At 65.0% G+C, this 20929-nt stretch carries 17 protein-coding genes; 8 read left to right on the top strand and 9 right to left on the bottom strand.

The features are described from left to right. Window positions 1-31: 31 nt before the first annotated feature. Window positions 32-1711, top strand: a complete 1680-nt coding sequence (locus QQS38_RS07275; protein WP_479644700.1) for an alkaline phosphatase family protein — start codon at window positions 32-34, stop codon at window positions 1709-1711. 136 nt (window positions 1712-1847) lie between these two features. Here QQS38_RS07275 and QQS38_RS07280 read toward each other — a convergent pair whose 3' ends face one another. Both QQS38_RS07280 and QQS38_RS07285 read right to left on the bottom strand, forming a co-directional pair. Continuing rightward, entirely contained in the window at window positions 1848-2447 is a 600-nt protein-coding gene (locus QQS38_RS07280) for a TMEM175 family protein (RefSeq protein ID WP_479644701.1), read from the bottom strand. Window positions 2448-2485: 38 nt separating this feature from the next. Next, a complete protein-coding gene (locus QQS38_RS07285) occupies window positions 2486-2872 on the bottom strand; it encodes a RidA family protein (RefSeq protein ID WP_479644702.1) in 387 nt (128 codons plus the stop codon). Between the two features lie 339 nt (window positions 2873-3211). Here QQS38_RS07285 and copM point away from each other — a divergent pair, with 339 nt between their 5' ends. The 7 genes from copM (at window position 3212) to QQS38_RS07320 (ending at window position 11748) form a co-directional block, all read left to right on the top strand. Then, entirely contained in the window at window positions 3212-3634 is a 423-nt protein-coding gene (gene copM / locus QQS38_RS07290; RefSeq protein WP_479644703.1) for a CopM family metallochaperone, read from the top strand. 426 nt (window positions 3635-4060) lie between these two features. After that, window positions 4061-5479: a coproporphyrinogen-III oxidase family protein gene (locus QQS38_RS07295; protein WP_479644704.1), complete on the top strand. Its 1419-nt coding sequence runs from the start codon at window positions 4061-4063 to the stop codon at window positions 5477-5479. A 2-nt stretch (window positions 5480-5481) separates the two neighbouring features. After that, window positions 5482-6723 carry an MFS transporter gene (locus QQS38_RS07300; protein WP_479644705.1) on the top strand — a complete coding sequence of 414 codons (1242 nt, stop codon included), beginning with the start codon at window positions 5482-5484 and terminating at the stop codon, window positions 6721-6723. Continuing rightward, window positions 6716-7120 (top strand): adenosylmethionine decarboxylase, encoded by a 405-nt coding sequence (gene speD, locus QQS38_RS07305; RefSeq protein ID WP_479644706.1) that lies wholly within the window; start codon window positions 6716-6718, stop codon window positions 7118-7120. The genes QQS38_RS07300 and speD overlap by 8 nt, the downstream gene beginning before the upstream one ends. Window positions 7121-7412: 292 nt before the next feature. After that, a complete protein-coding gene (locus QQS38_RS07310) occupies window positions 7413-8720 on the top strand; it encodes a solute carrier family 23 protein (RefSeq protein WP_479644707.1) in 1308 nt (435 codons plus the stop codon). Between the two features lie 292 nt (window positions 8721-9012). Then, window positions 9013-10293 carry an EAL domain-containing protein gene (locus QQS38_RS07315; protein WP_479644708.1) on the top strand — a complete coding sequence of 427 codons (1281 nt, stop codon included), beginning with the start codon at window positions 9013-9015 and terminating at the stop codon, window positions 10291-10293. 249 nt (window positions 10294-10542) lie between these two features. After that, a complete protein-coding gene (locus QQS38_RS07320) occupies window positions 10543-11748 on the top strand; it encodes a branched-chain amino acid ABC transporter substrate-binding protein (protein ID WP_479644709.1) in 1206 nt (401 codons plus the stop codon). Window positions 11749-11805: 57 nt separating this feature from the next. Here the strand turns inward: QQS38_RS07320 and QQS38_RS07325 are convergent, their stop codons facing one another. The 7 genes from QQS38_RS07325 to QQS38_RS07355 all read right to left on the bottom strand — a co-directional run bounded on the left by QQS38_RS07325 (window position 11806) and on the right by QQS38_RS07355 (window position 20812). Further along, window positions 11806-15402, bottom strand: a complete 3597-nt coding sequence (locus QQS38_RS07325) for an indolepyruvate ferredoxin oxidoreductase family protein (RefSeq protein ID WP_479644710.1) — start codon at window positions 15400-15402, stop codon at window positions 11806-11808. Between the two features lie 217 nt (window positions 15403-15619). After that, entirely contained in the window at window positions 15620-16687 is a 1068-nt protein-coding gene (locus QQS38_RS07330; RefSeq protein WP_479644711.1) for an ion channel, read from the bottom strand. 58 nt (window positions 16688-16745) lie between these two features. Next, window positions 16746-16991 (bottom strand): hypothetical protein, encoded by a 246-nt coding sequence (locus QQS38_RS07335; protein WP_479644712.1) that lies wholly within the window; start codon window positions 16989-16991, stop codon window positions 16746-16748. Between the two features lie 90 nt (window positions 16992-17081). After that, window positions 17082-17303, bottom strand: a complete 222-nt coding sequence (locus QQS38_RS07340) for a hypothetical protein (RefSeq protein ID WP_479644713.1) — start codon at window positions 17301-17303, stop codon at window positions 17082-17084. Between the two features lie 115 nt (window positions 17304-17418). Next, complete coding sequence (locus tag QQS38_RS07345) at window positions 17419-18369, bottom strand: carbohydrate kinase family protein (RefSeq protein ID WP_479644714.1); 951 nt, start codon at window positions 18367-18369, stop codon at window positions 17419-17421. Window positions 18370-18380: 11 nt separating this feature from the next. Continuing rightward, complete coding sequence (locus QQS38_RS07350; protein ID WP_479644715.1) at window positions 18381-19775, bottom strand: AGE family epimerase/isomerase; 1395 nt, start codon at window positions 19773-19775, stop codon at window positions 18381-18383. Then, entirely contained in the window at window positions 19772-20812 is a 1041-nt protein-coding gene (locus tag QQS38_RS07355) for a LacI family DNA-binding transcriptional regulator (protein WP_479644716.1), read from the bottom strand. Before QQS38_RS07355 ends, QQS38_RS07350 begins: the two co-directional genes overlap by 4 nt. Window positions 20813-20929 lie beyond the last annotated feature (117 nt).

Below are 20929 nucleotides of genomic sequence, written 5' to 3' on the forward strand. Positions count from 1 at the left end.
CCGTTTCTCTCCCCCAACGATGAGGTGAAGCATGAAAAACCGCAGGAGGTGGTCGCACATGGGCGCGGCTGTGGCAAGCGCCGCGTTCGCGATGGCCGGCGTGCAAAGCGCCGCGCAAGCGAACGATTTCAGCCACGGACCGGAACAGGGTCGCGGCCATGACCGCAAGCACGTCGAACGAGTCCTGCTGATCAGCATCGATGGGCTGCACGAGCAAGACCTCGCGCGCTGCATCGGCGCGAACACGTGCCCGAACTTGGCCGTCCTCGCGCAATCGGGCATTACCTATACCGAGGCGCGCACCCCCGGCCTTTCCGATTCGTTTCCGGGTCTCGCGGCGCTGGTGACGGGCGGTTCGCCGAAAACGGCGGGCCTCTTCTACGACGTGTCGTACGACCGCACGCTGTATGCGCCGTCGGATGTCAATTGCACCGGCAAACAAGGCTGGAACGTCGTCTTCGACGAAACGACGGGCATCGATGCCGAAAACGGCGGCGCGCTGATTCATCTCGACGGCGGCGGCGCATTCAACCCGCAAGCCATCCCACATGCGCTGGTGGCGGGCGTCTGCAAGCCGGTTTATCCGCACGACTACGTGAAGACGAATACGATTTTCGAAGTCGTCAAACAACATGTGCCCAATGCGCGCACGGCATGGGCGGATAAGCACGCGTGGGGCTACGACTGGGTCAACGGGCCTTCGGGCCATGGGGTGGACGACCTCGCACGCACCGAAATCAATTCGATCGACCCGGCGACCCATTCCGATTACACCGACGTCTACACGCACACCGAGAAGTTCGACGACTATCACGTGCAGGCGATCCTCAACGAGATCGATGGTAAAGATTCGACGGGCGCGGTGAGCGCGGCGGTGCCCACGGTGTTCGGCACGAACTTCCAGACCCTGAGCGTCGCCCAGAAGGCGCCTGTGGCGAAGGGCGGCGGCTATCTCGACGCCGCTTTCACGCCTGGGCCGCAAGTCGCGGCCGCCATCACCTTTGCCGATGCCGCGGTCGGCCGCATGGTCGCCGAATTGAAGCAGCGCGATCTGTTTTCGAGCACGGCCATCATCGTGACGGCCAAGCATGGCCAATCGCCGACCGATCACACGAAGCTCGTCAAGAATGGCGATACGTTGACGGCGCTGCTCGAAGCCCACGACTATCTCGACTCCAACGGCAACTTTGGCCAGAACGCCACGGCCTCCGGCAATTTGAACGACGGCACGGGCCTTGTCGGCACGGGCTTCGTGCAGACCGACGACGTAGGTCTCGTTTGGCTGCGCGATCGCTCGCAACGTGACGCCGTGGTGGCGACGTTGAAGGCGAATCTCGGTTGCAATGCCCCTGGCATCTGCGCCGACGGGCCGCAGGCATACATCCTCTCCGGGCCGGAGCTTGCGCGCCGCTTCGGCGATCCCGCGTTGGGCCGCACGCCCGACATCGTCGTGCAGCCCAACCCCGGCGTGATTTACTCGTCGAGCAAGAAGAAGGACGAAGAGCACGGCGGCAACGCGCCCGACGACGGCCACTTGGGCTTATTGGTGGCAGTGCCCGGCATCCATCATGCACGCACGATCGCCGCGCCGGTGGAGACGACGCAAGTTGCGCCGACCATCCTGCGTCTGCTCGATCTGAAGCCGGGCTGGCTTCACGCCGTCGCGCGCGAAGGCACGCAAGCGCTGCCCGGGTTCGAAGCCGAGCGTTGATCTGGCTGCGGTGACCCCAAGCACTCGCCGCTCGCTCGATTGCCAGCGGCGCGTGTCGCTTTGCATAGGATCCCTAACGAATCGGCCCTAGACCCGCTGCGCGGGGTCACCCGCAGCGACGCGTCCCGCCTCGGCGCTAGCGCTCGGAGACCGTATCGCGCGCAGCGATCAGTCGCTCGACGCGGCGGTCGGGCACGAGCCACACCAACGCCACCCCGGCGAAGAAAGCGAGGCCGATGCGCGGATAGCCCGCCCACGCCGCCGCGATGCCCAGCAGATACAATAGCGGCGAAGCCTTGCCTTTCAGATCGCGGCCAATCGCCTGGGCAAGCAGACTGCCCGGACCATGGTGGCGCACGAGCCCGGTTTGCAAGATGAACCAGGCGCACGCGCACGCGAGCAGGTTGGCGCCGTAGAGCACGGTCGGCCACTGCGCGAAATGATTCTCCCCCATCCATCCCGTGCTGAACGGCAAGAGCGACAGCCAAAACAACAGATGCAGATTCCACCAGAGAATCGCGCCGGTCACGCGGTGCGCGGCCTGCAGCAGGTGGTGGTGATTGTTCCAATAGATCCCGACGTAGATGAAGCTGAGCACGTAGCTCATGGCAACGGGCCAAAGCTCGGCCAGCGCGGGCAGGTCCTCTCCGTGCGGGACTTTCAGTTCGAGCACCATGATGGTGATGATGACGGCCATGACGCCATCGCTGAATGCTTCCAGGCGGTTCTTTTCCATCGTCGTCGGTTCGCGGTTCGGCCGGGGTTCGAGCTACGTTAGATGACTGCGATCGCTTCGACTTCCACCTTGAAGCCGTAATGCAGCGCTCCGGTCGGCACGACCGCGCGCGAGGGACGCGCAGCGCCGATCCATTGCCCGTATACGTCGTTGAAGGCGGCCCAGTTCGCGATGTCGTCGACGTACACCCGCACCTGCACGAGCTTTTCGATGCCGCTGCCGGCCGCCAGCAGCGCTTGCTCGACGTTGGTCAGCACTTGCCTGGCCTGCGCGTCGAACGGTTGGTCGGCTAGTTTTTGTCCCGTGGGCGTGATCGGCAACTGGCCCGAGACGAAGACGAAGTCGTTGGCGACCGTCGCATGGCTGTAGTGGCCGCCGGGCGCAGGCAGCGACGGGCTGGACGGGTGCGTGATCGGGGATGGCATGGATCGATCTCCGTGGATGAATGGTTGCAGCGGCCGCCGAGGCAGGGCGTTTCGGCCAGTGATGTGCGCCTACGTGATTTGAGCACAGGTCGCGGCGCCGGGCGGACGCCGCGCGCACGAGAGCCGATGCCAAATAAAAAAATACTCCAAACATCGCGAAGAAGCGCCGAGAGCGCGCGTTTGATCGCGCTTTTGATCGCGATCGATCGTCGGCATCGAATTTGCGGCGAAATCGATGCAGAGCCGGCGCAACCCGGCGCTTCGCTTGCCGCTTGCGCGTCCCGCGCTCCGTTTGCGCCACGCGCACGGCGGTCCACCATCAACGAGGAGGTGATACGCATGCAACGTCCCCGCAAGATCGGTTCATCGCTTCTTTGGACTGCCGCCGCCGCGCTCTTAAGCGCGCCGCTCGCGGCGCCGGCCCAGCAGGGCGCATCGATGCCCAGCATGAGCAGCACGGCCGAAGCGCAATCGGCGCCCGCAGGCAGTCAGGGCGCAACCGGCGATTCCACCGCCGCATTCAAGTCCGCGGACGAGCGGATGATGAAGTCGATGCAAGGATCAGCCTATACCGGCAATGCCGACGAAGACTTCGTTTCGCACATGGTCCCGCATCATCAAGGCGCGGTGGATATGGCGCAAGTCGAGCTCAAATATGGCAAAGACCCGCAACTGAAGCGCCTCGCCGAGCGCATCGTGACGAGCCAGCGCAAAGAGATTCAATTCATGAAAGCGTGGCAAGCCAAGCACGCCAAGCGCTAAGCGGTAAGCGACCCGAGGCGGCCGCTTTCGACCATCTTCCCTCTCTCCCCTTGCCGGGCGCTGCGTGCGCCCGCTCCCTCCCTGTCGTTCATCCGCGCCGACATTGCGCACGGCACGTCCGTAGCGCGGGCGCCCCCTATCAAGCTTGACGGGTTCGTTGCGATCGAACCCTTTGTTAAATTAGCTCAATCGAGATAAACATCGCCTGTGTAAGATGTGGTGGCGATGTCTCACCGAATGTTGGCGTTCCCGGCCAACGTCCCGCAGGAGGTGTCCTGCATTCAATTAGGAGTCCGAAATGAACGACGTATCGCACTACTTCGAGCCGCCCAAGGTGCAGCGCATGCCCGTGAAGATGGGCGTTTGGTAAGCGGTTCGGCATAGAAGCGAGAAGGGGCCGCACGCCCCTTCCATTTGGAGAAACGCATGCAGTTGCGCTCAGGCAGCACGCTCGTCAAATTCGATCGCCAGTTTCCGATCTACAACTTTTTCTTTCCGAACCAGGGCAAAGCCCGCGCGGCGGCGTCCGTGCCGCAAGTCTGGAACGAGGCGGCGCGCCATGTGCGATCGCGCGCGCTGTATTTCCATATTCCGTTTTGCGACACGATTTGCAACTTCTGCCCGTTTACGCGAGGCCGCTATTCGAGCCGCGCCGTCATCGACGAATACTTCGCGAGCTTGCTTGCCGAAATTCGCTTGAAAGCGGATCTCATCGACTTGAAGCGCGTGCCGGTCAGAGCGATCTTCTTCGGCGGCGGCACGCCCAGCCTGCTGGATCCGGAGCAGATCGTCGAGCTCGGCGAATTGATCCGGCGCACTTTCGATTTGTCGCACCTGCGCGAATTTTCGTTCGAGGTCGAAGCCAAGAGTTTGACGCAGGAGCGTGCGCAAGCGATGCGCGCGATCGGCGTTACACATCCGCGCTTCGGCCTGCAAAGCTTTTCGCCGAAATGGCGCGAAATGTTCGATCTGACCGCCACGCTCGATCAAATCCATGACGCGGCGGCGCTGTTGAAACGACTCTTTCCGTATCAAACGTTCGATATTTTGTACGGCATGAGCGGTCAAGACGAAGATGAGTTGATTGCCGATTTGGAAGCGGCCGTTGCGCTCGGAACGACCAACGTCGACATCTATCCGATCGACAACATCGTGACGCAAGTCGGCTTGCACGCGAAGCTGGAGGCGGCCGGCGCCGCGCCCACCTCCGCCATGCGCAAGTTCGGCATGAACCTGTTGATCGACCAAGCGATGCGGCATGCGGGGTTCATGCCGCACAACGGCCACGGTTACTTCCGCACGGCGGCGACGGGCGATGTCGTGAGCGACGCATATTCGTTCGTCTATCACGAGCACGTATACGGCTATCACGACCACGACCTGATGGGCTTCGGTGTCAATGCGATCAGCTCGACGATGGGGCACGTACTGACGCAAACCCACAGCAAGAAGGTCTATCGCGAGGCGATCGCGCAAGGCCGCGTGCCCTGCGAAATCAGCGGGCATGAGCGGGCGCTCGATTTCGCCCGGCCGATCGTGCTGCGTTTGCCGTATCACGGCCGTCTCGATAAACGGCACGTGCGGTGGGACGCCGTGCATCCAGAAGTGCTCGAAAAGCTGGACCGTGTTCGGCAAGAAGGATTCGTCGTCGAGGACGATACGTCCTTGGCGTTGACCAAGCTAGGTTGGTATTGGTACGTGAATCTCATGTACTACCTCATGCCGGGCGCCGATCAGTTGCTGATGAACGGCATGGTGATCGACAAGCTGAAAGATCCCGGCCGGCGCTTCTCCAAGCGGGAACTGCTGTTTCCGCTCATGCCCGCGCACGCCGCCGAGGGCTGACGATGCTCGCGATGCTGCGCAAGGAACGCCGTCTGTCCATCCTGTTGACGGGCAACCTGCTGTCGCAGATCGGCGACGGCGTTCACGAATTCATCTTCATCGTGACGGTGCTGAACGTCACGCATGCGAACGTGGCGCTCTCGGGCGCGATCTATTTTTTTCGGTTCATCCCCTACGTCGTGCTCGGCCCGCTGGGCGGCGCGCTATCGGATCGGCTCTCGCGCCGCTCGTTGATGATTGCCGCCGATCTGGCGCGGATGCTCATCACGGCCGCGTTTTGCTTCCTGTTGTCGAGTGTGAGGATGGACGCGACCGCGTTGGCGCTGATCGGGATGTCGATGACGGCGTTTCGCACGCTGTTTCAGCCCGCGTTCCAGGGCGCCATTCCCGCGCTGGTGCGGGCCGAGCACTTGCCTGCGGCGAACGGCGCGGCGCAAATGGCAGCGGAAATGGGCGGCCTAGTCGGTCCCGCGCTCGGTGGCGCGCTGCTGTATGCCGTGGCGGACTCGGGCTACGTGCTGGCGATCGATGCCGCGACCTATTTGGTTTCGGCGCTCTGCGTTTGGCGAACGCTCACGGCCTCCGTGCCGGTGACACGCGGCGACGCTACCGCATGCGCCGAGTCCGTCGCGCGCTGCACGCTGCGCGGCTTGTACGGCGAGTTCGCGGCGAACTTCAAGGCATCGCTGGCCAAGCGCGAGCTGTTCGTCAGCATTGGATATTCGGCGTTGTGCATTCTGTTTGTCGGCGCGGCCTTGCGCGTGCTCATCCCGACGATGCTCAAGAGCGAAGGCTATGCCGACAGCGTGATCGGCTTCGCGATGAGCGCCATTGCCCTCGGAGCGTTGATCGGCGCCCTCGTATGCAGTAGCGTCTCGCGCGATTTCAGCACCCCGAGCTTGATGACGTATTGGCGCTGCTACGGCTTCATGCTGGCGCTCCTGCCGTTGTGCGCAGTCAGTGCGCCGGCGACGTTCGCCGGGTGTTTCGCGCTCGGCGCAATCGGTGCGTTCGTCGATGTGGTGCTGCCCACGAACATTCAGCGCTTATCCACCGACGCGAACGTCGGCAAGAACTTCAGCTTGTTCTCGACGCTGGCCAATACGAGCGAGGCGATGTCGGGCGCATTCGCGGGTGCGCTCAGCGCCATTGCGCCGGTCGCCGTCGGGATTTCGATCATCGGCGTGGCCGTCGTATCGGTGGGCTACGCAGGCACTGCACGGGCTTCCAATCGTCATGAATGAATCGCTGCATCTGGCCTATGGCCGTCATGTGCTGGTCGACATTGCGCACGCCGATCAGGCGCTACTCAATGATCGTGGCGCGCTCGTGCGCGCGCTGACCGATGCTGCCGTGGCCGAGGGCTCGACCGTGCTCGGCACGATCGAGCATGCGTTCGAACCGAACGGCGTCACGATTTTGCTGCTGCTCGCCGAGTCGCACGTTTCGCTGCATACGTATCCCGACGAAGGACGCGCATTCTTCGATGCATTCACGTGCGGCATGCGCTGCGAGCCGGTCCGGATCTTTCGCCGCTTCGTCGCCGCGCATCCCGTGGGGACCTATCGAATGGTCTTCTGCGAGCGCGGCGAAGCCGGGCCGCGGGAGGCGTCGCTGTGCAGTTCCGGTGGCATTGCCTGAAATAGAACGTGGGCCGTGCCGACCGCATCCGGGTGCATAGAGTGGCGGCGCTTTTATCGCTAGTCGCGGCCCGGCGGCTGTGCCTAGCCGTGGTTTCTGCGGTCTGCCTTCGCGTCGCTGGGCGTTCCTGCAGCGCGTTTGCCGGTGGCATGGCTAGGCCGAAGCTTGGTTGGACGAGGTAGCGGTCCATCGACAGCTTGCCACCGCTTATTGCTGTCCTTAAACTCGCGCGTGATTCCAATATGCCGCCGCATCAAGGCGGCCCCCCCAAGCGAGAAGGAGCCCAATCAGCATGGCCGAATCCTATTTTCCGCGCTGGCGCATCGCGCCGCGCGCCGCCGAGGGCCGTGTCGTCGCGCCCGACGAGCGTTTGCCCTGGCCGCAGACGTTCGCCATGGGCGTTCAACACGTCGTCGCCATGTTCGGCTCGACCGTGCTCGCCCCGCTGCTCATGGGCTTCGATCCGAACGTGTGCATTCTCATGTCCGGCATCGGCACCTTGCTGTTCTTCGCGCTCGTCGGCGGCCGCGTGCCGAGCTATCTGGGCTCGAGCTTCTCGTTCATCGGGCTCGTCATCGCCGTGACGGGCTATGCGGGACACGGCCCCAACCTGAACATCCCCGTTGCGCTCGGGGGGATCATCGTCTGCGGCGTGGTCTACGCGATCATCGGGCTCATCGTCGCAGCGGTCGGCACGAAGTGGATCGAGACCCTCATGCCGCCCGTCGTCACCGGTTCGATCGTCGCGGTCATCGGCCTGAACCTCGCCCCGATCGCCGTGAAAAGCGTGAGCGGTTCGAACTTCGATTCGTGGATGGCCGTCGTCACCGTGCTCAGTGTCGGCATCGTCGCCGTGTTCACGCGCGGCATGGTGCAACGGCTGCTCATTCTCGTAGGCTTGCTGATCGCCTACGCGATCTACGCCATCGCCACCAACGGCATGGGCCTTGGCAAGCCGATCGATTTCTCGATCGTCGCCAACGCCGCCTGGTTCGGTTTGCCGCACTTCTCGGCGCCCGTCTTCGATGGGCATGCCATGTTGCTGCTGGCGCCCGTCGCCATCATTCTCGTCGCCGAGAACCTGGGCCACATCAAGGCCGTCAGCGCCATGACGGGGCACAACCTCGATCGCTACATCGGCCGCGCGTTCGTGGGCGACGGCCTTGCAACCATCGTTTCGGGCTTCGCCGGCGGCACGGGCGTCACGACCTACGCTGAAAACATCGGTGTCATGGCGGTCACCAAGATCTACTCGACGATCGTGTTCGTCGTGGCGGCCGTCATCGCGATCGTGCTCGGCTTCTCGCCGAAGTTCGGCGCGCTGATACAGACGATCCCCGGCCCCGTGCTGGGCGGCGTCTCGATCGTCGTCTTCGGGCTCATCGCCGTGACGGGCGCACGCATTTGGGTCGTCAATAAAGTCGACTTCTCCGACAACCGAAACCTGATCGTCGCGGCCGTGACATTGGTGATCGGCGCGGGCAATTTCTCGTTGCAGCTTGGCGGGTTCGCGCTCGGCGGCATCGGGACCGCCACCTTCGGCGCTATCCTGCTCTATGCATTGCTGCGCCGCGAATTGGCGCGCGGCCCGGTGCTCTAAGCGCCATCGTCGATCTGACGGCGTGCGCGCTTGCACCTAGACGGTGCGAGCGCGCATGCCCCGGCGCAACGCCTGCCAGGGCGCGTGCAAGCGCCCACCCGCCTCCGACTCGCTTCGCGCCCGCCGCACCATGCGTCGGTGCGGGCCGCGCACGGACCTTGCTTTGCTCACGGCTGCCACTACAGTACAAAGAGCCGAGGGAGCCGTCGATGAGGTCTATCGTCATTTGTGTGCGTCGCCATCGTTTGAACGCCATGTCACCGGTTCGCGCGTGCCGCGCGTGGGGAGCGCCATGGTGATTTCCGTGCGGGAAAGGGGCGTAGCTGCGCCGCGATCGCTCGAACCCGATCTAATCTCCGGGCTGCAACGCTATGCGTTGCGCCATCGCGACCTCACGCTCACGAGCGTGTTCCAGCCGATCTTCAGCTTGTCTCACTTGCGCGCCGTCGGCTACGAGGCGCTGCTGCGCGCCCACGACATCTTCGATCGGCCGGTGCCGCCGCTCGACGTATTCGGCGACGCAGCGCGCCAGAGCGAGCTTCACTATGTCGATCGTCTCGCGCAGTCGCTGCATCTGGAGAACTTCAAGACGCTGCATGCCGAGCGCGAGTGGCTTTTCCTGAACATCCACGCGGGAGCGCTCGCCGATTCCTATCACGAGGCTGCGCTGCGCGCGCACCTCGATCGGCTCGAACTATCGCCGCGCCGTATCGTGCTGGAGCTGCAAGCGGTGCGCGCCGAAGACTTCGACAAATTGGCCGACGAAGCGCGCCGGTTTCGCGAGCAGGGCTTCCTGATCGCACTCGACGATTTCGGCGCGGGCGATTCGAATTTGGAGCGAATTTGGCAGCTCGATCCCGACATCGTGAAGGTCGACCGCATGATGCTCTCGCAAGCGGCGCATCGCACGCAAGCGGCGGCCATTCTGCCCGGCTTCGTGGCCATGCTGCACGAGGCCGGCAAGCTCGTTCTCATCGAAGGCGTCGAGACCGAGCACGAAGCCCAATTGGCGTTCTCATGCGACGCCGATTTCGTTCAGGGCTTCCATTTCGGACGGCCGAGTCCGGGCGCCGCCGATAGCGCCTACGCCGCCGAGCGCATCGCGGCCCTGGCCGAGTGCCACCGTGCGCAGAGCCAGGCGCGCGAGCGTGCGCGTGCCAGCCGGCTCGCGCCGTACCTACGCGCGTTCGAACGAGCGGGTGAGCGCCTCGCCCAAGGCGAGCCGCTCGAGGAAGTGTGCTGGAACTTCCTCGCGCTCGATCACGCCGCGCGCTGCTTCCTGTTGGACGAAGAAGGCCGCCAGAAAGGCCGCAACGTTGTCCTGCGCGCCGATCGCGCGGGTCATGAAGCGCGGTTTCTACCGGTGGCCGATGCACAAGGGGCCAACTGGATGCGCCGTCCGTACTTCCTTGCCGCGCTCGAGGCGCCCGATCGCGTTCACGCAACGCGGCCGTACCTGTCGATCAACGAAGCGCTTCCTTGCGTGACGCTGTCGGTGGCCGTGCGGATCGGCACCGGCCTGTGCGTCCTGTGCGGCGACATCGATTGGCAGGAAGACGCCGCCGATCTTTAGGCTTGCCCGGCGCGCCGCCTTCCGCGGCGGCCGCCGTCCTCCCGCACGCACTCGCTTGATCTGCACGGTTCGACGCCTATTATCAAGGTAGCGCGGCGGGCTAGGCGCGATCGATGCTTCGCCTGCCCGCGCGGCGCGGCGCGTGGATTGCTACTAGCGATTCGCGTGTCCGCGGCCGCGGCTCGGCGTTCGCTGCCCCCAATGCCTGAGACGCGCTCCCCGTTCATAAAAACCACAAGGAGCACAGACATGACGGTTCGGCAACCTGCAGCGGCGCGTGTATGGAGCGCTCTCGCGCGAGCGGCGCTCGCCGGCTTTGGCATAGCCGCCTTATCGCTCGCCGCCGCCCCCGGCGCCGCGTGCGCGCAAGAGACGATCAAAATCGGGGTGCCGGTGCCGCTGTCGGGCGGCTACGCGACGGCCGGCAAGGACATCTTGAATGGCGCGCAACTGGCCGCCGACGACATCAATCGCCGCGGCGGCGTGCTCGGCAAAAAGATCGAGCTCGTGCAGGAAGACGACGAATGCGACGCGGACAAGGCGGCTCAGGCCGCGCAAACGCTCGTCGGAAAAGGTGTCGTGGCGGTGGCGGGCGGCTACTGTTCGAGCGCGGCGCTGCCCGAATTGCGCGTGTTTCACGGCGCGGGCCTCGCTTACGTGATGGATGCCTCGACCAATCCGGAACTGACCGAGAAAGGCTGGGACAACGCGTTTCGCACGATCGGCCGAGACGACGAGCAGGGGCCGTTCGCCGCCAAGCTCATGAAGGAGGTCCTGCATGCGAAGGCGGTGGCCGTCGTGAACGACAACACGACTTATTCGAAAGGACTTGCCGAGAACGCCGTCCAGGCGTTGAAGCAGCAGGGCATCGAGGTGGTTTATGACGATGCGCTCACGCCGGGGCAAATGGATTACGCCGATGTCGCCAAGCAAGTGGCGGCGCTCAAGCCCGACGTCGTCTACTACACGGGCTATTACCCCGAGGCCGCGTTGCTCGCGCGGGATTTTCATCAGCTAAAGCTTCGCATCAAATACTTCATGGGCGGCGATGGGACGACGCAGCCCACGCTGATCAAAACCGCCGGCAGTGCGGCCAACGGCATGATTTGCACCACGGCCCCGCTGCCCACATTCCTGACCGGCCCGAAGGCGCGCCGCTTCGTCGACGATTACAAGAAGGCTTACGGCGTCGAGCCCGGACCGTATTCGATTTACGAATACGATGCCGTCGCCGTGACGGCCAAAGCGATCGAGAACGCCAATTCGACCAAGCCCGCGGATATCGTCACCGCTTTGCACAAGATATCGAATTTCAGCGGGGCGACGGGCGAGATCGCGTTCAACGAAAAAGGCGATCGCTCCAAGGCGGTCTATGTGGCGGTGATCGTGAAAGGCGGGAAATTCCAGACCTATCGGCAGCTCGACCAGAACGGGCGTTGGATGACGCCGAAGTAAGCACGGTAACGGGCGCCGCTGGCATGCGGCGCTCCGCCTGTGCCGAATCTCTTTTTCTTATTTCGCAACCACGACCGGGATGCCGCGCAGCGAGCCCGCGCCCTTCGCCTCGTCGAGCGCGTGTTGCACGGCGAGGCTGGTCGCCGCCTCCACGCCGATGCGGGCAGCCAGCTCGCGCTCGCTGCGCTTCACGCCGGCTAGATTGCGCAGTTTCACGTGCCCGTAGCCGCGCACGCGAGCGTGCAGTTCCGCTAGCTGCGCGATGGCTTCGGCATTTTCCGCGTTCATGCAACCGAACGCGCGTGCCATCGTCGTTTCATAGTCGCCGGCAAGCGCGCGTTCCATGCGGCGTTCCGCCGAGCGGCCGAACGGATCGAGCGCGGTGCCGCGCAAACCGCGCCATTTCGCGAGCATGCCGAGCACCGGCCAGAGCCATTGGCCGAACGTCAGCTTGCGCGGCACCTGGCCTGCCTTGGCTTTCGCGAGCGCCGGAGGCGCCATGTTGAAACTGACGCGAAAGTCCTTGCCGGCCTTACCTTCGAACTGTGCTTCGAGCGCCTCGCGAAATGCGGCGTCGGTGTGCAAGCGTGCGACTTCGTATTCGTCTTTCACGGCGAGCAAGCGGTAGAACGTCGTGGCCACCGCGCGCGCGACCCGCGCGTGCGGCACACGGTTTTCGGCGTGGCGCGCCGCCGCGACGAGTGCGCGATAGCGCTCGACGTAGCGCGCACCGCCATAGGCGGCGAGGCGCTGTTCGCGATCCGCGACGAGCGCGTCCAGTTCGGCAAGCTCGCCCGCGGGCGTCGCACTGGCCGTGGGCGTCGTATGACGCGCGGCCCAAAGCGCTTCGAGCGCGGCCGCGTCGCCCGCCGCGAGGCGGCCTACCGCGAATGCGAGCTTGTTCATCGGCACGGCGACGTTGTTCAGCTCGATCGCGCGCATGAGCGCCGCGTGCGACACCGGCACGAGGCCCAACTGCCAGGCGAAGCCGAGCATGAGAATGTTCGCCCCGATCGAATCGCCGAGGAACTTCGCGGCGAGCGCCTGTGCATCGCAGGTCGACATGAATTGCGCGCCCGCGGCGGCGCGCATCTTGTCGACGAGCGCATCGGCGTGCAAATTCGCGTCCGGATCGTGGACGAACGAGGCGTTCGGAATCTGGTGGGTGTTGACGACGATCCGCGTGCGGCCGTGGCGAACCGTTTGCAATGCGTCCGCGCTAGCCCCGACCACCATGTCGCAGGCAAGCAGCAGGTCGGCCTGCTGCGTATCGATGCGCACTTGGTTCAGCCATTCGTCGCTCGCGGCGAAGCGCACGAACGAGAGCACCGAGCCGCCCTTTTGCGCGAAGCCCATGAAGTCGAGCACCGACGCGCTTTTACCTTCGAGGTGAGCGGCCATGCTGATCAGCGCGCCGACGGTGACGACGCCCGTGCCGCCCACGCCGGTTACGAGGATATCGTAAGGCGCGGCATCCAGATGCGTGTGCGGCACCGGCAACGCTTCGACGCTGCGCGCCAACGCTGCTTCGTCGAACGCCACGCCCGCCGCCTTCTTCAGCTTCCCGCCTTCGATCGTGACGAAGCTTGGGCAAAAGCCGTTGACGCAGGAGAAGTCCTTGTTGCACGACGATTGGTCGATTCGGCGCTTGCGGCCAAGCGGCGTTTCCACGGGTTCGACCGACAGGCAGTTCGACTGCACGCCGCAATCGCCGCAGCCTTCGCAGACCGCTTCGTTGATGAACAGCCGCTTGTCCGGATCGGGAAATTCGCCTTTCTTGCGGCGGCGGCGTTTTTCGGCGGCGCAGGTTTGATCGTAGATGAGGACCGTGACGCCCGGCGTGTCGCGCAGCTCGCGCTGGACGTCGTCGAGTTCGCGCCGATGATGGAACGTCGTGCCTTTCGGGAAGAGGGCATGATGCCCGTCGTACTTCTCGGGCTCGTCCGAGACGACGACGAAGCGCGAGACGCCTTCGGCTTCGACTTGACGGGCGATCTGCGGCACCGAAATGCTGCCGTCGACGGGTTGGCCGCCCGTCATGGCGACGGCGTCGTTGTAGAGAATCTTGTAGGTGATGTTCGTCTTGGCCGCCACGGCTTGGCGGATGGCGAGGATGCCCGAATGAAAATAGGTGCCGTCGCCCAGGTTCTGAAAGACATGCTTGGTCTTGGTGAACATCGAGTGCGAGGCCCAGTCGACGCCTTCCCCGCCCATCTGAATCAAGCCCGTGGTGGCGCGATCCATCCACGAGGCCATGAAATGGCAGCCGATGCCGGCGTGCGCGATCGAGCCTTCGGGCACTTTCGTCGACGTGTTGTGCGGGCAGCCCGAGCAGAAGTAGGGCGTGCGGCGCACGGCGTCTGCCGCGTTCGAGAGAATGCTCGGCGCGACGAGATCGACGACGCGCTCGCGCCGGTCCAGCGCGGGCTTGTGCCCGGCTAGCCATTGGGCGAACACGGGCAGCACGCGCGAGGGGCGCAGCTCGCCGAGCGCCGAGAGCAGCGGCGCGCCGCCTGCGTCGTGCTTGCCGATGATCGCCGGGCGCTCACTCGCCGGGCGGTTGTACAGGTAGTCCTTGATTTGTTGCTCGACGACCGGGCCTTTCTCTTCGATCACGAGCACTTCGGAGAGCCCCTGGACGAACGTATCGATGCGCGACAGTTCGAGCGGGAACGAGAGCCCGACCTTATAGATGCGCACGCCCGCGGCGTCGAGATCGGCGACGGTCAGATCGAGCCGGCGCAGCGCCTCCATCAGATCGAGATGCGTTTTGCCGCAGGTGACGATGCCGATATCGGCGGCGAGGCTCGGGGCGATCCATTTGTCGATGCTGTTGACGCGGGCGAACGCGCGCACGGCATCGAGCTTGGCGGCCAGACGCGCTTCGATGGTCAGGCTCGGCAGGTCGGGCCAGCGATTGTGCAGGCCGCCCGCGGGCGCGGCGAAATCGGTGGGGGCGGGCCAGCGCGAGGCCAAGGCGTCCAGATCGACCGTGGCGCCCGATTCGACCGTCTCCGAAATCGCCTTGAAGCCCACCCATGCGCCCGAGAAGCGCGAGAGCGCGAAGCCGTAGGCGCCGAATTCCAGCATGTCGGCGATGTGCGACGGGTTGACTATCGGCATGTGCCACGCCATGAGCGCGAAGTCGCTTTGATGCGGCATCGAGGACGAGACGCAGCCGTGATCGTCGCCGGCCACGACGAGCACGCCGCCGTGCGGCGACGAGCCGTAGGCGTTGCCGTGCTTCAGGGCGTCGCCCGCGCGGTCGACGCCCGGGCCTTTGCCATACCACATGGCGAACACCCCATCGACGGTGCGTTCGGGATCGGCTTCGACCCGCTGAGTGCCGAGCACGGCGGTGCCGCCGAGTTCTTCGTTGATCGCGGGCAGAAAGCGCACATCGTTCGCATCGAGCAGCTTCTTGGCCTTCCACATCTGCTGATCGACCATGCCGAGGGGCGAGCCGCGATAGCCGCTGACGAAGCCTGCCGTATTCCAGCCGAGCGCACGATCGAGCTCGCGCTGCATCAGCATGATGCGCACGAGCGCCTGCGTGCCGGTGAGAAAGATGCGGCCGCGCGTGGCGGTCAGGTTATCGGTGAGGCGGTATTCGGATAGAGCAGGCGTGCCGTCGATCGGCAGGCGGGCGGTCATGGTGTGTCTCCTTCAAGCTTTTTTGCCCCATCCAAGACCGGTGTCCGGCCGAAGAGGGTACGCCCGTTCGACGCGGGGCAGCGAAGGCTCTATTCTTTAGCGAGGCAGCCGGAGGATTTTTGCTATCTCGTCGATGGCGGCGCGAAGGTGCGGCATTTTGTCCGCGCCAAGCCTCGGATTGGAGAGGAATTTTCCGCCGACCGGGTTGCGAGGCCGGTTATGCCGGCGCGGTCGGGGCTTGCGGGGCTGGTGAGGTCGCGGCGGCTTTCGCGCCGGCCTCGTCTCGATCGTCCAGGGGAACGACCTCGTCGAACTGCGCGTAGTCGATGTGCGTGATGCCGTCCTCGTCCTCATGCAGCAAGTCGACGAACCGATGCTGCCAGCGGATATCCTCGTGGCCCCATGCGCGGCGGCCATACATCGTCTGCGTCGTGGTTTCGTCGGCGCCCTCGATCATCAACATCAACGACGCTTCGCTGGCGGCGAGGCTTTCCGCCGTTTCACCGTAGAGCGGGCTCGTTTCGTCGATCACGTGCATCAGGTTCCAACCCAGCAGGAAAGTCGGATGCTGCTCGCGCACGAGCTTCAGGTCTTGGATGCGCCACAGCGGATAGCCCTCGGGCTTGCGCTCATAGCGCATCAGCCGAAGCTTGGCCTTGGCTTCGACGATGAAGTTTTGCCGCGCGTTGGCGGCGCGCAGCATCAGTGTCGGTTTGCCGTCGAGCGGGCGCACGACGGCATAGCGCGCAAAGATGATGCGAGCCCGAGGGCGGGAAAAACGCACGAAGATGAGGCCTGTCGCCAAAGCGATGCTCGACATGCCCGTGAAGATCTCGAGCGTTGCGATCGCGTGAGCGTAGACCGTCTGCGGGTGCATGTCGCCGTAGCCGACCGTCGCGAGCGTTTCCACGCTGAAGAAGAATGCGCCGAGGAAGCCGTCGGGGGCTTGATTCGCGATCGGCGCTTGACCGCAAGAGTAAAGTGCGGCGAATGCCGCGTTCAGCAGCACGAAGAACGCGGCGAGCGCCCCGAAGAACACGGGCCAACTCGCCGTGAGCGCGCGATGGTACAGATCGAGGTTCGCTCGCCCCGGCAGGCCGTGAGTGACGATCGTGCCCGTGCCCGTGCGCAGGATGCGGCTGCTCCGGTTGCCGGCGAGCGGCCGCTTGGCCGCATCCGGGGCGGGACGGGCATGGGGCGAGCGCGGCACGCGCGGGGCGGCGCGCTCCGGTGTGGCCTGGCCCTCTGGCGGGGCCGCGTCGGGTGGGTGTGTCTCGGTCGACATCGATGCTGCGCTTCATCGGGAACGGGCGCAGCGTAGCACGCGCGGCTTCTGCGCGCGACTACGGAAACGCTCTGGGCTTGGGCACGGCGGCGCCGCGCTCGATGTCGGCTTGCGCTCGCTGGCGCGCCGATTCGATGGCCTCGGCGGCCTGGGCATAACCCGCGTCGCCGCCCACCGTCGTCCAGCGCTGCACGGGCTTGTCCTGCTGCCGGATTTCATACTCGGCGTCCCAGCGCGAGCCTTCGAGCTCGATAGGACGCACGTGGATCGAATAGACGCCGTAGACGTAGCTCTCTTCGGTCATTTCGAACCTCCATTCGCCTGGTTTCGGCGAGCGTTCGAAGCCAGTGGGGCGGGCCGATGCGATGGACGCGCCACCGCGCCGCCACTCGCGCTACAACTCGATTTCGCCGAGAATTTGATGGGCGAGCGCTTTGGCTTCTTCGAGCGCCTCCGAGACGGTTGCGCTCACGCCCTTGACTTCGTAGACCATCGTCTCCGGTTCGGCCGCGTCGTCGCGCGCCAGGTGGACGACCCCTTGAAACCGGCCGTCGTCGAGTTGCTGAACGCCGGCCGTGGCCGTGTAGATTCCTTTCGTGTAGGTGACGTCTTCCATGATGACGCTCCTGTCCGGGACGGATAAAACCATCGTAGCACGCGCTTCTCGTGCCCACCGGCGGCAAGCCGAGCCGCGGCGGCGAGACAGCGCTGCTATCCGCCCGTTCCCCGTTCTATTCCAACAGCGCGACGATCTCGTCGAGCGACGGCGAATGCGCCCCCGCATGCCGGCACGCCGCCGCACCCGCCGCCAATGCGAACGTCAAATGATCGCGCCAGCCGCGTTCGGGCCGTTGCATCAGGCTGAACAGCAAGCCGCCGATCGAGGCATCGCCCGCGCCGACCGTATCGACGACTTCGACGCGCGGCGGCATCGCCGCGATCGTCTCGCCGGGGGCGATCAACGTCGCGGCGCCCGAACCGCGCGTGACGAGCAAGGTCGCCTCGGGATTCATCGCGCGCAGGGTGTCGAGCGCCGTGTCTTCATCCGTGCCGAAGAGGCAACGCAAGTCTTCGTCGGAGACTTTGACGAGATCGGCGAGCGCCACCATCGTTTCGAGCATGGGGCGGTAGCCGTGCTCCATGACGTTGCGGTAGTTCGGATCGAAGCTGATGCGCACGCCCTGCGCGCGCAGCTCGGCCGCCAAGGTCGCGAGCGTGGCGGATAGCGGCGCGCGCGCAAGGCTGATGCCGCCGAAATGCGCCCAGCGCGCCGCGCCGGCCCAGCCTTCCGGCAGCGACTCGGGGTCGAACGCGAGGTCGGCGCTGGCATCGCCGATAAAAAAATAGGCCGGCGGATGCGTGCGATGCACGATGGCCAACAGCGGTGCGCGCGCTACGCGCTGCAAGAAGCGTAAGTCGAGGCCCGCCGCTTCGCTCGCGCGCCACAAATCGTCGGAGAAGCAGTCGACGCCGATCGCGCCCGCGAACGCCGTCGGCACGCCCAGGCGCGCCACGGCTCGTGCCACGTTCCAACCGGCGCCGCCCGGGTGGGAAGTCCAGTGCGGCCCGTCCGTGCGCACGAGATCGGTCAGGATGTCGCCCGCGCTGACGAACAGCGGGAGGTCGGGCCGCTCGCCGCGCGCGGCGGCCTGTGATGCGCTCGAAGCGCTCGGGGTTTGCATAGATCGTCCGTTCAAGCGCGGCGGGTCAAGCCGCTGCCGTTGCCCGTTCCGCGGCCGTTGCCGTTGCCGCGGTTGGCCGCCTGCAGGGGAGAAGCCGGTTCGACGCCGTCGCCGATTTCATGCGCGTCGCCGCTCGCGTGGCTTTCGCCAAGCGCGTTCAACACTTCGTAGCAAGCGCCCATCGTGTGGTAATCGGTTTTGCCGGCCGGGCTTTTTTCGTCGCTGTATTTGCGGTTGTCGCATGTGAGGATGCGATACCAGGCGCCATGGCGATGGTCGACGAAATGCGTCCAGCTGTAGCTCCAAATCTCGTCGTACCAGTCCCAAAAACGCTCGCTGCCGGTGCGATGGCCGAGCAGTGCGGCGGCGGCCAGCGTTTCGGCCTGCACCCAAAAGTACTTGTCGTGATCGCAAATCTTGCCGTCGGGGCCGAAGCCGTAGCATAGGCCGCCGTGCTCGTCGTCCCAAGCGTGCGTGAGCGCCGCATCGAAGAGTTCGACGGCGCGCGGCAGCAGCCAGGGCAGGGGGCGATGGCGCTCGAGGATCAACAGCAGCTTGGCCCATTCCGTCTGGTGCCCGGGCTGAAAGCCCCAGGGCCGAAAGATGTTCGAGCTGTCTTCTTCGTTGTAGTGCCAATCGACCGACCAATCGGCGTGGAAGTGCTCCCAAACTAACCCGTGCGAGAGATTGGCCTGCCGCTCGGTGATATGGGTGGCGACGCGTTCGGCCCGGTCGAGATAGACGAGGTGCCCGGTCGCCTCGTAGGCCGCGAGCAGCGCTTCGGTCGCATGCATGTTCGCGTTCTGACCGCGATAGGTCGAGACATGCCAGTCGGGGGTCGCTTCATCGGCGTAGAGCCCAGCGGCCGGATCCCAGAACCGGCGCTCCATCAGCTCGAACGTTTCGGCAATCTGCAGCCGCGCCTCTTCGATCCCGGCCATCGCCGCATGGGCTTGCGCGAGGAGAACGAACGCGAGGCCGTAGCAGTGCCGGGTGCCGTCCACCGTGCGCTTGTCCCGGTTGCGCCATTCGATCTCCCAGTCGTAGCCGCGATGTTCCGGGTCCCAGTGGGCATCGCGCAAGAATGCGAGGCCGTGACGCGCGTATTCCAGGTATTGCGGATCGCGGAAATGCCGGTAGGCCATCGCGTAGTTGAAGACGAAGCGGCAACTGCTCACCAGATGGCGCGAGGTGCGGTTGTAGACCGCGCCGTCGTCCTTGAAATAGTGGAAGAAGCCCCCCGAGGCGTCGTAGACGGTCGGCCCATAGAACGCGAGCGTATCGGCCACGTGCTCGAGCAAGAACGCGCGATCCCGAAAATCGTCGACGGGCGGCACGAGCGCATTCGTATGGACGGTGCCGGGCGCCGGCTTGATGCCTCGAGTAACGTTGGGAAGCTTCGTCATGATGTGATTTCCGATTCGATGCCGGCTTGACCGAGCGCGTGCTGCGCGCCGGCGCCGCCGACCGTGCTGGCCCGCGCGACGAGCCGCACCGGCAGTCGTACCGTCAACTCGACGGGCGTATCTTCGAGCAGCAACTGCACGCCGCGCGCGCCGAGGGCTTCTTTGTCGATCGCGATCGTGGTCAGTGCGGGCGTAGCGTGGGAGGCCGCGGGTATGTCGTCGAAGCCGACGAACGCGATGTCCTCGGGCACGCGCAAGCCGCGTGCTAGCACGACGCGCATCGCGGCGAGCGCTGCAACGTCGTTATAGGCGAAAACCGCGTTGGGCATGCGCTCGGGCCCTTGGGCGTCGAGTAGCCGCTGCATCGCCAATTCGGCGCCTTCGTCCGGCGGCAGGTGGGCGTCGATAGAGGTTTCCAGCGACGGGTCGAACAGCAGCCCCGCTTCGAAGAAGGCGCGCCGGTAGCCGAGCGCGCGCTGCGCGATGCTGTAATGCGCGAGCGAGCCGCCGATGAACGCCACGCGCTGGCGCCCGAGGGCGAATAAGTGCCGCATCGCCAGCATGGCCCCCTGCGCGTTGTCGAGATTGACCGAGCGCATGTTCGGCGCCCACAGGTCGATCAACACCAACGGGCGCTGCATCGCGGCCACGGTGGCCAGCGTTTCCGGCTCGACGAAGCCTGCCACTGCGATGGCATCGGGGGCGTGCAGGCGTAATTGCTCGGCCACGTCCTCGGTCGGGCCGGCCGTCAGCAGCGAGGGCACGATGCCGTGTGCGCGGCAAGCGTCCTCCACGCCGTGCAGGACATGCGAGAAAAAGGGGCTCGAGCCGAAGTTGTTGTGCTGCCGGTGCAGCAGAAACGTGAGGCGCCGGATGCGCGGGCGCAATTGCGCCGCGTCGTAGCCGAGCCGCTGCGCCGTTTCCACCACGCGCAGCCGTGTGGCTTCGGACAGACCCGGCTGGTTTTTCAGGGCGCGCGACACGGTGCCGATCGACACGTTCGCCGCGCGGGCGATGTCGCGAATCGTGGTGGCCATGGTCGCTCGTTCCTCGGGTCTTGGTGCGGCGATTGTATAGTAAAAATCGCAAAAACGACCGCCAGATGAGCTACATGATTGCCCTTATGCGTTGATCCTGCAATGATTCAGGAACAT

It is taken from the genome of Trinickia sp. Z7, from assembly GCF_056498045.1.

Excerpts from the sequence above, each read along its gene's own strand:
- QQS38_RS07355 (WP_479644716.1), bottom strand. The coding sequence starts at position 20,812 with ATGGCCACCACGATTCGCGACATCGCCCGCGCGGCGAACGTGTCGATC.
- QQS38_RS07330 (WP_479644711.1), bottom strand. The coding sequence starts at position 16,687 with ATGTCGACCGAGACACACCCACCCGACGCGGCCCCGCCAGAGGGCCAG.
- QQS38_RS07345 (WP_479644714.1), bottom strand. The coding sequence starts at position 18,369 with ATGCAAACCCCGAGCGCTTCGAGCGCATCACAGGCCGCCGCGCGCGGC.
- QQS38_RS07320 (WP_479644709.1), top strand. The coding sequence starts at position 10,543 with ATGACGGTTCGGCAACCTGCAGCGGCGCGTGTATGGAGCGCTCTCGCG.
- QQS38_RS07300 (WP_479644705.1), top strand. The coding sequence starts at position 5,482 with ATGCTCGCGATGCTGCGCAAGGAACGCCGTCTGTCCATCCTGTTGACG.
- QQS38_RS07340 (WP_479644713.1), bottom strand. The coding sequence starts at position 17,303 with ATGGAAGACGTCACCTACACGAAAGGAATCTACACGGCCACGGCCGGC.
- speD (WP_479644706.1), top strand. The coding sequence starts at position 6,716 with ATGAATGAATCGCTGCATCTGGCCTATGGCCGTCATGTGCTGGTCGAC.
- QQS38_RS07335 (WP_479644712.1), bottom strand. The coding sequence starts at position 16,991 with ATGACCGAAGAGAGCTACGTCTACGGCGTCTATTCGATCCACGTGCGT.
- QQS38_RS07325 (WP_479644710.1), bottom strand. The coding sequence starts at position 15,402 with ATGACCGCCCGCCTGCCGATCGACGGCACGCCTGCTCTATCCGAATAC.
- QQS38_RS07285 (WP_479644702.1), bottom strand. The coding sequence starts at position 2,872 with ATGCCATCCCCGATCACGCACCCGTCCAGCCCGTCGCTGCCTGCGCCC.
- QQS38_RS07295 (WP_479644704.1), top strand. The coding sequence starts at position 4,061 with ATGCAGTTGCGCTCAGGCAGCACGCTCGTCAAATTCGATCGCCAGTTT.
- QQS38_RS07350 (WP_479644715.1), bottom strand. The coding sequence starts at position 19,775 with ATGACGAAGCTTCCCAACGTTACTCGAGGCATCAAGCCGGCGCCCGGC.
- QQS38_RS07280 (WP_479644701.1), bottom strand. The coding sequence starts at position 2,447 with ATGGAAAAGAACCGCCTGGAAGCATTCAGCGATGGCGTCATGGCCGTC.
- QQS38_RS07315 (WP_479644708.1), top strand. The coding sequence starts at position 9,013 with ATGGTGATTTCCGTGCGGGAAAGGGGCGTAGCTGCGCCGCGATCGCTC.
- copM (WP_479644703.1), top strand. The coding sequence starts at position 3,212 with ATGCAACGTCCCCGCAAGATCGGTTCATCGCTTCTTTGGACTGCCGCC.
- QQS38_RS07310 (WP_479644707.1), top strand. The coding sequence starts at position 7,413 with ATGGCCGAATCCTATTTTCCGCGCTGGCGCATCGCGCCGCGCGCCGCC.
- QQS38_RS07275 (WP_479644700.1), top strand. The coding sequence starts at position 32 with ATGAAAAACCGCAGGAGGTGGTCGCACATGGGCGCGGCTGTGGCAAGC.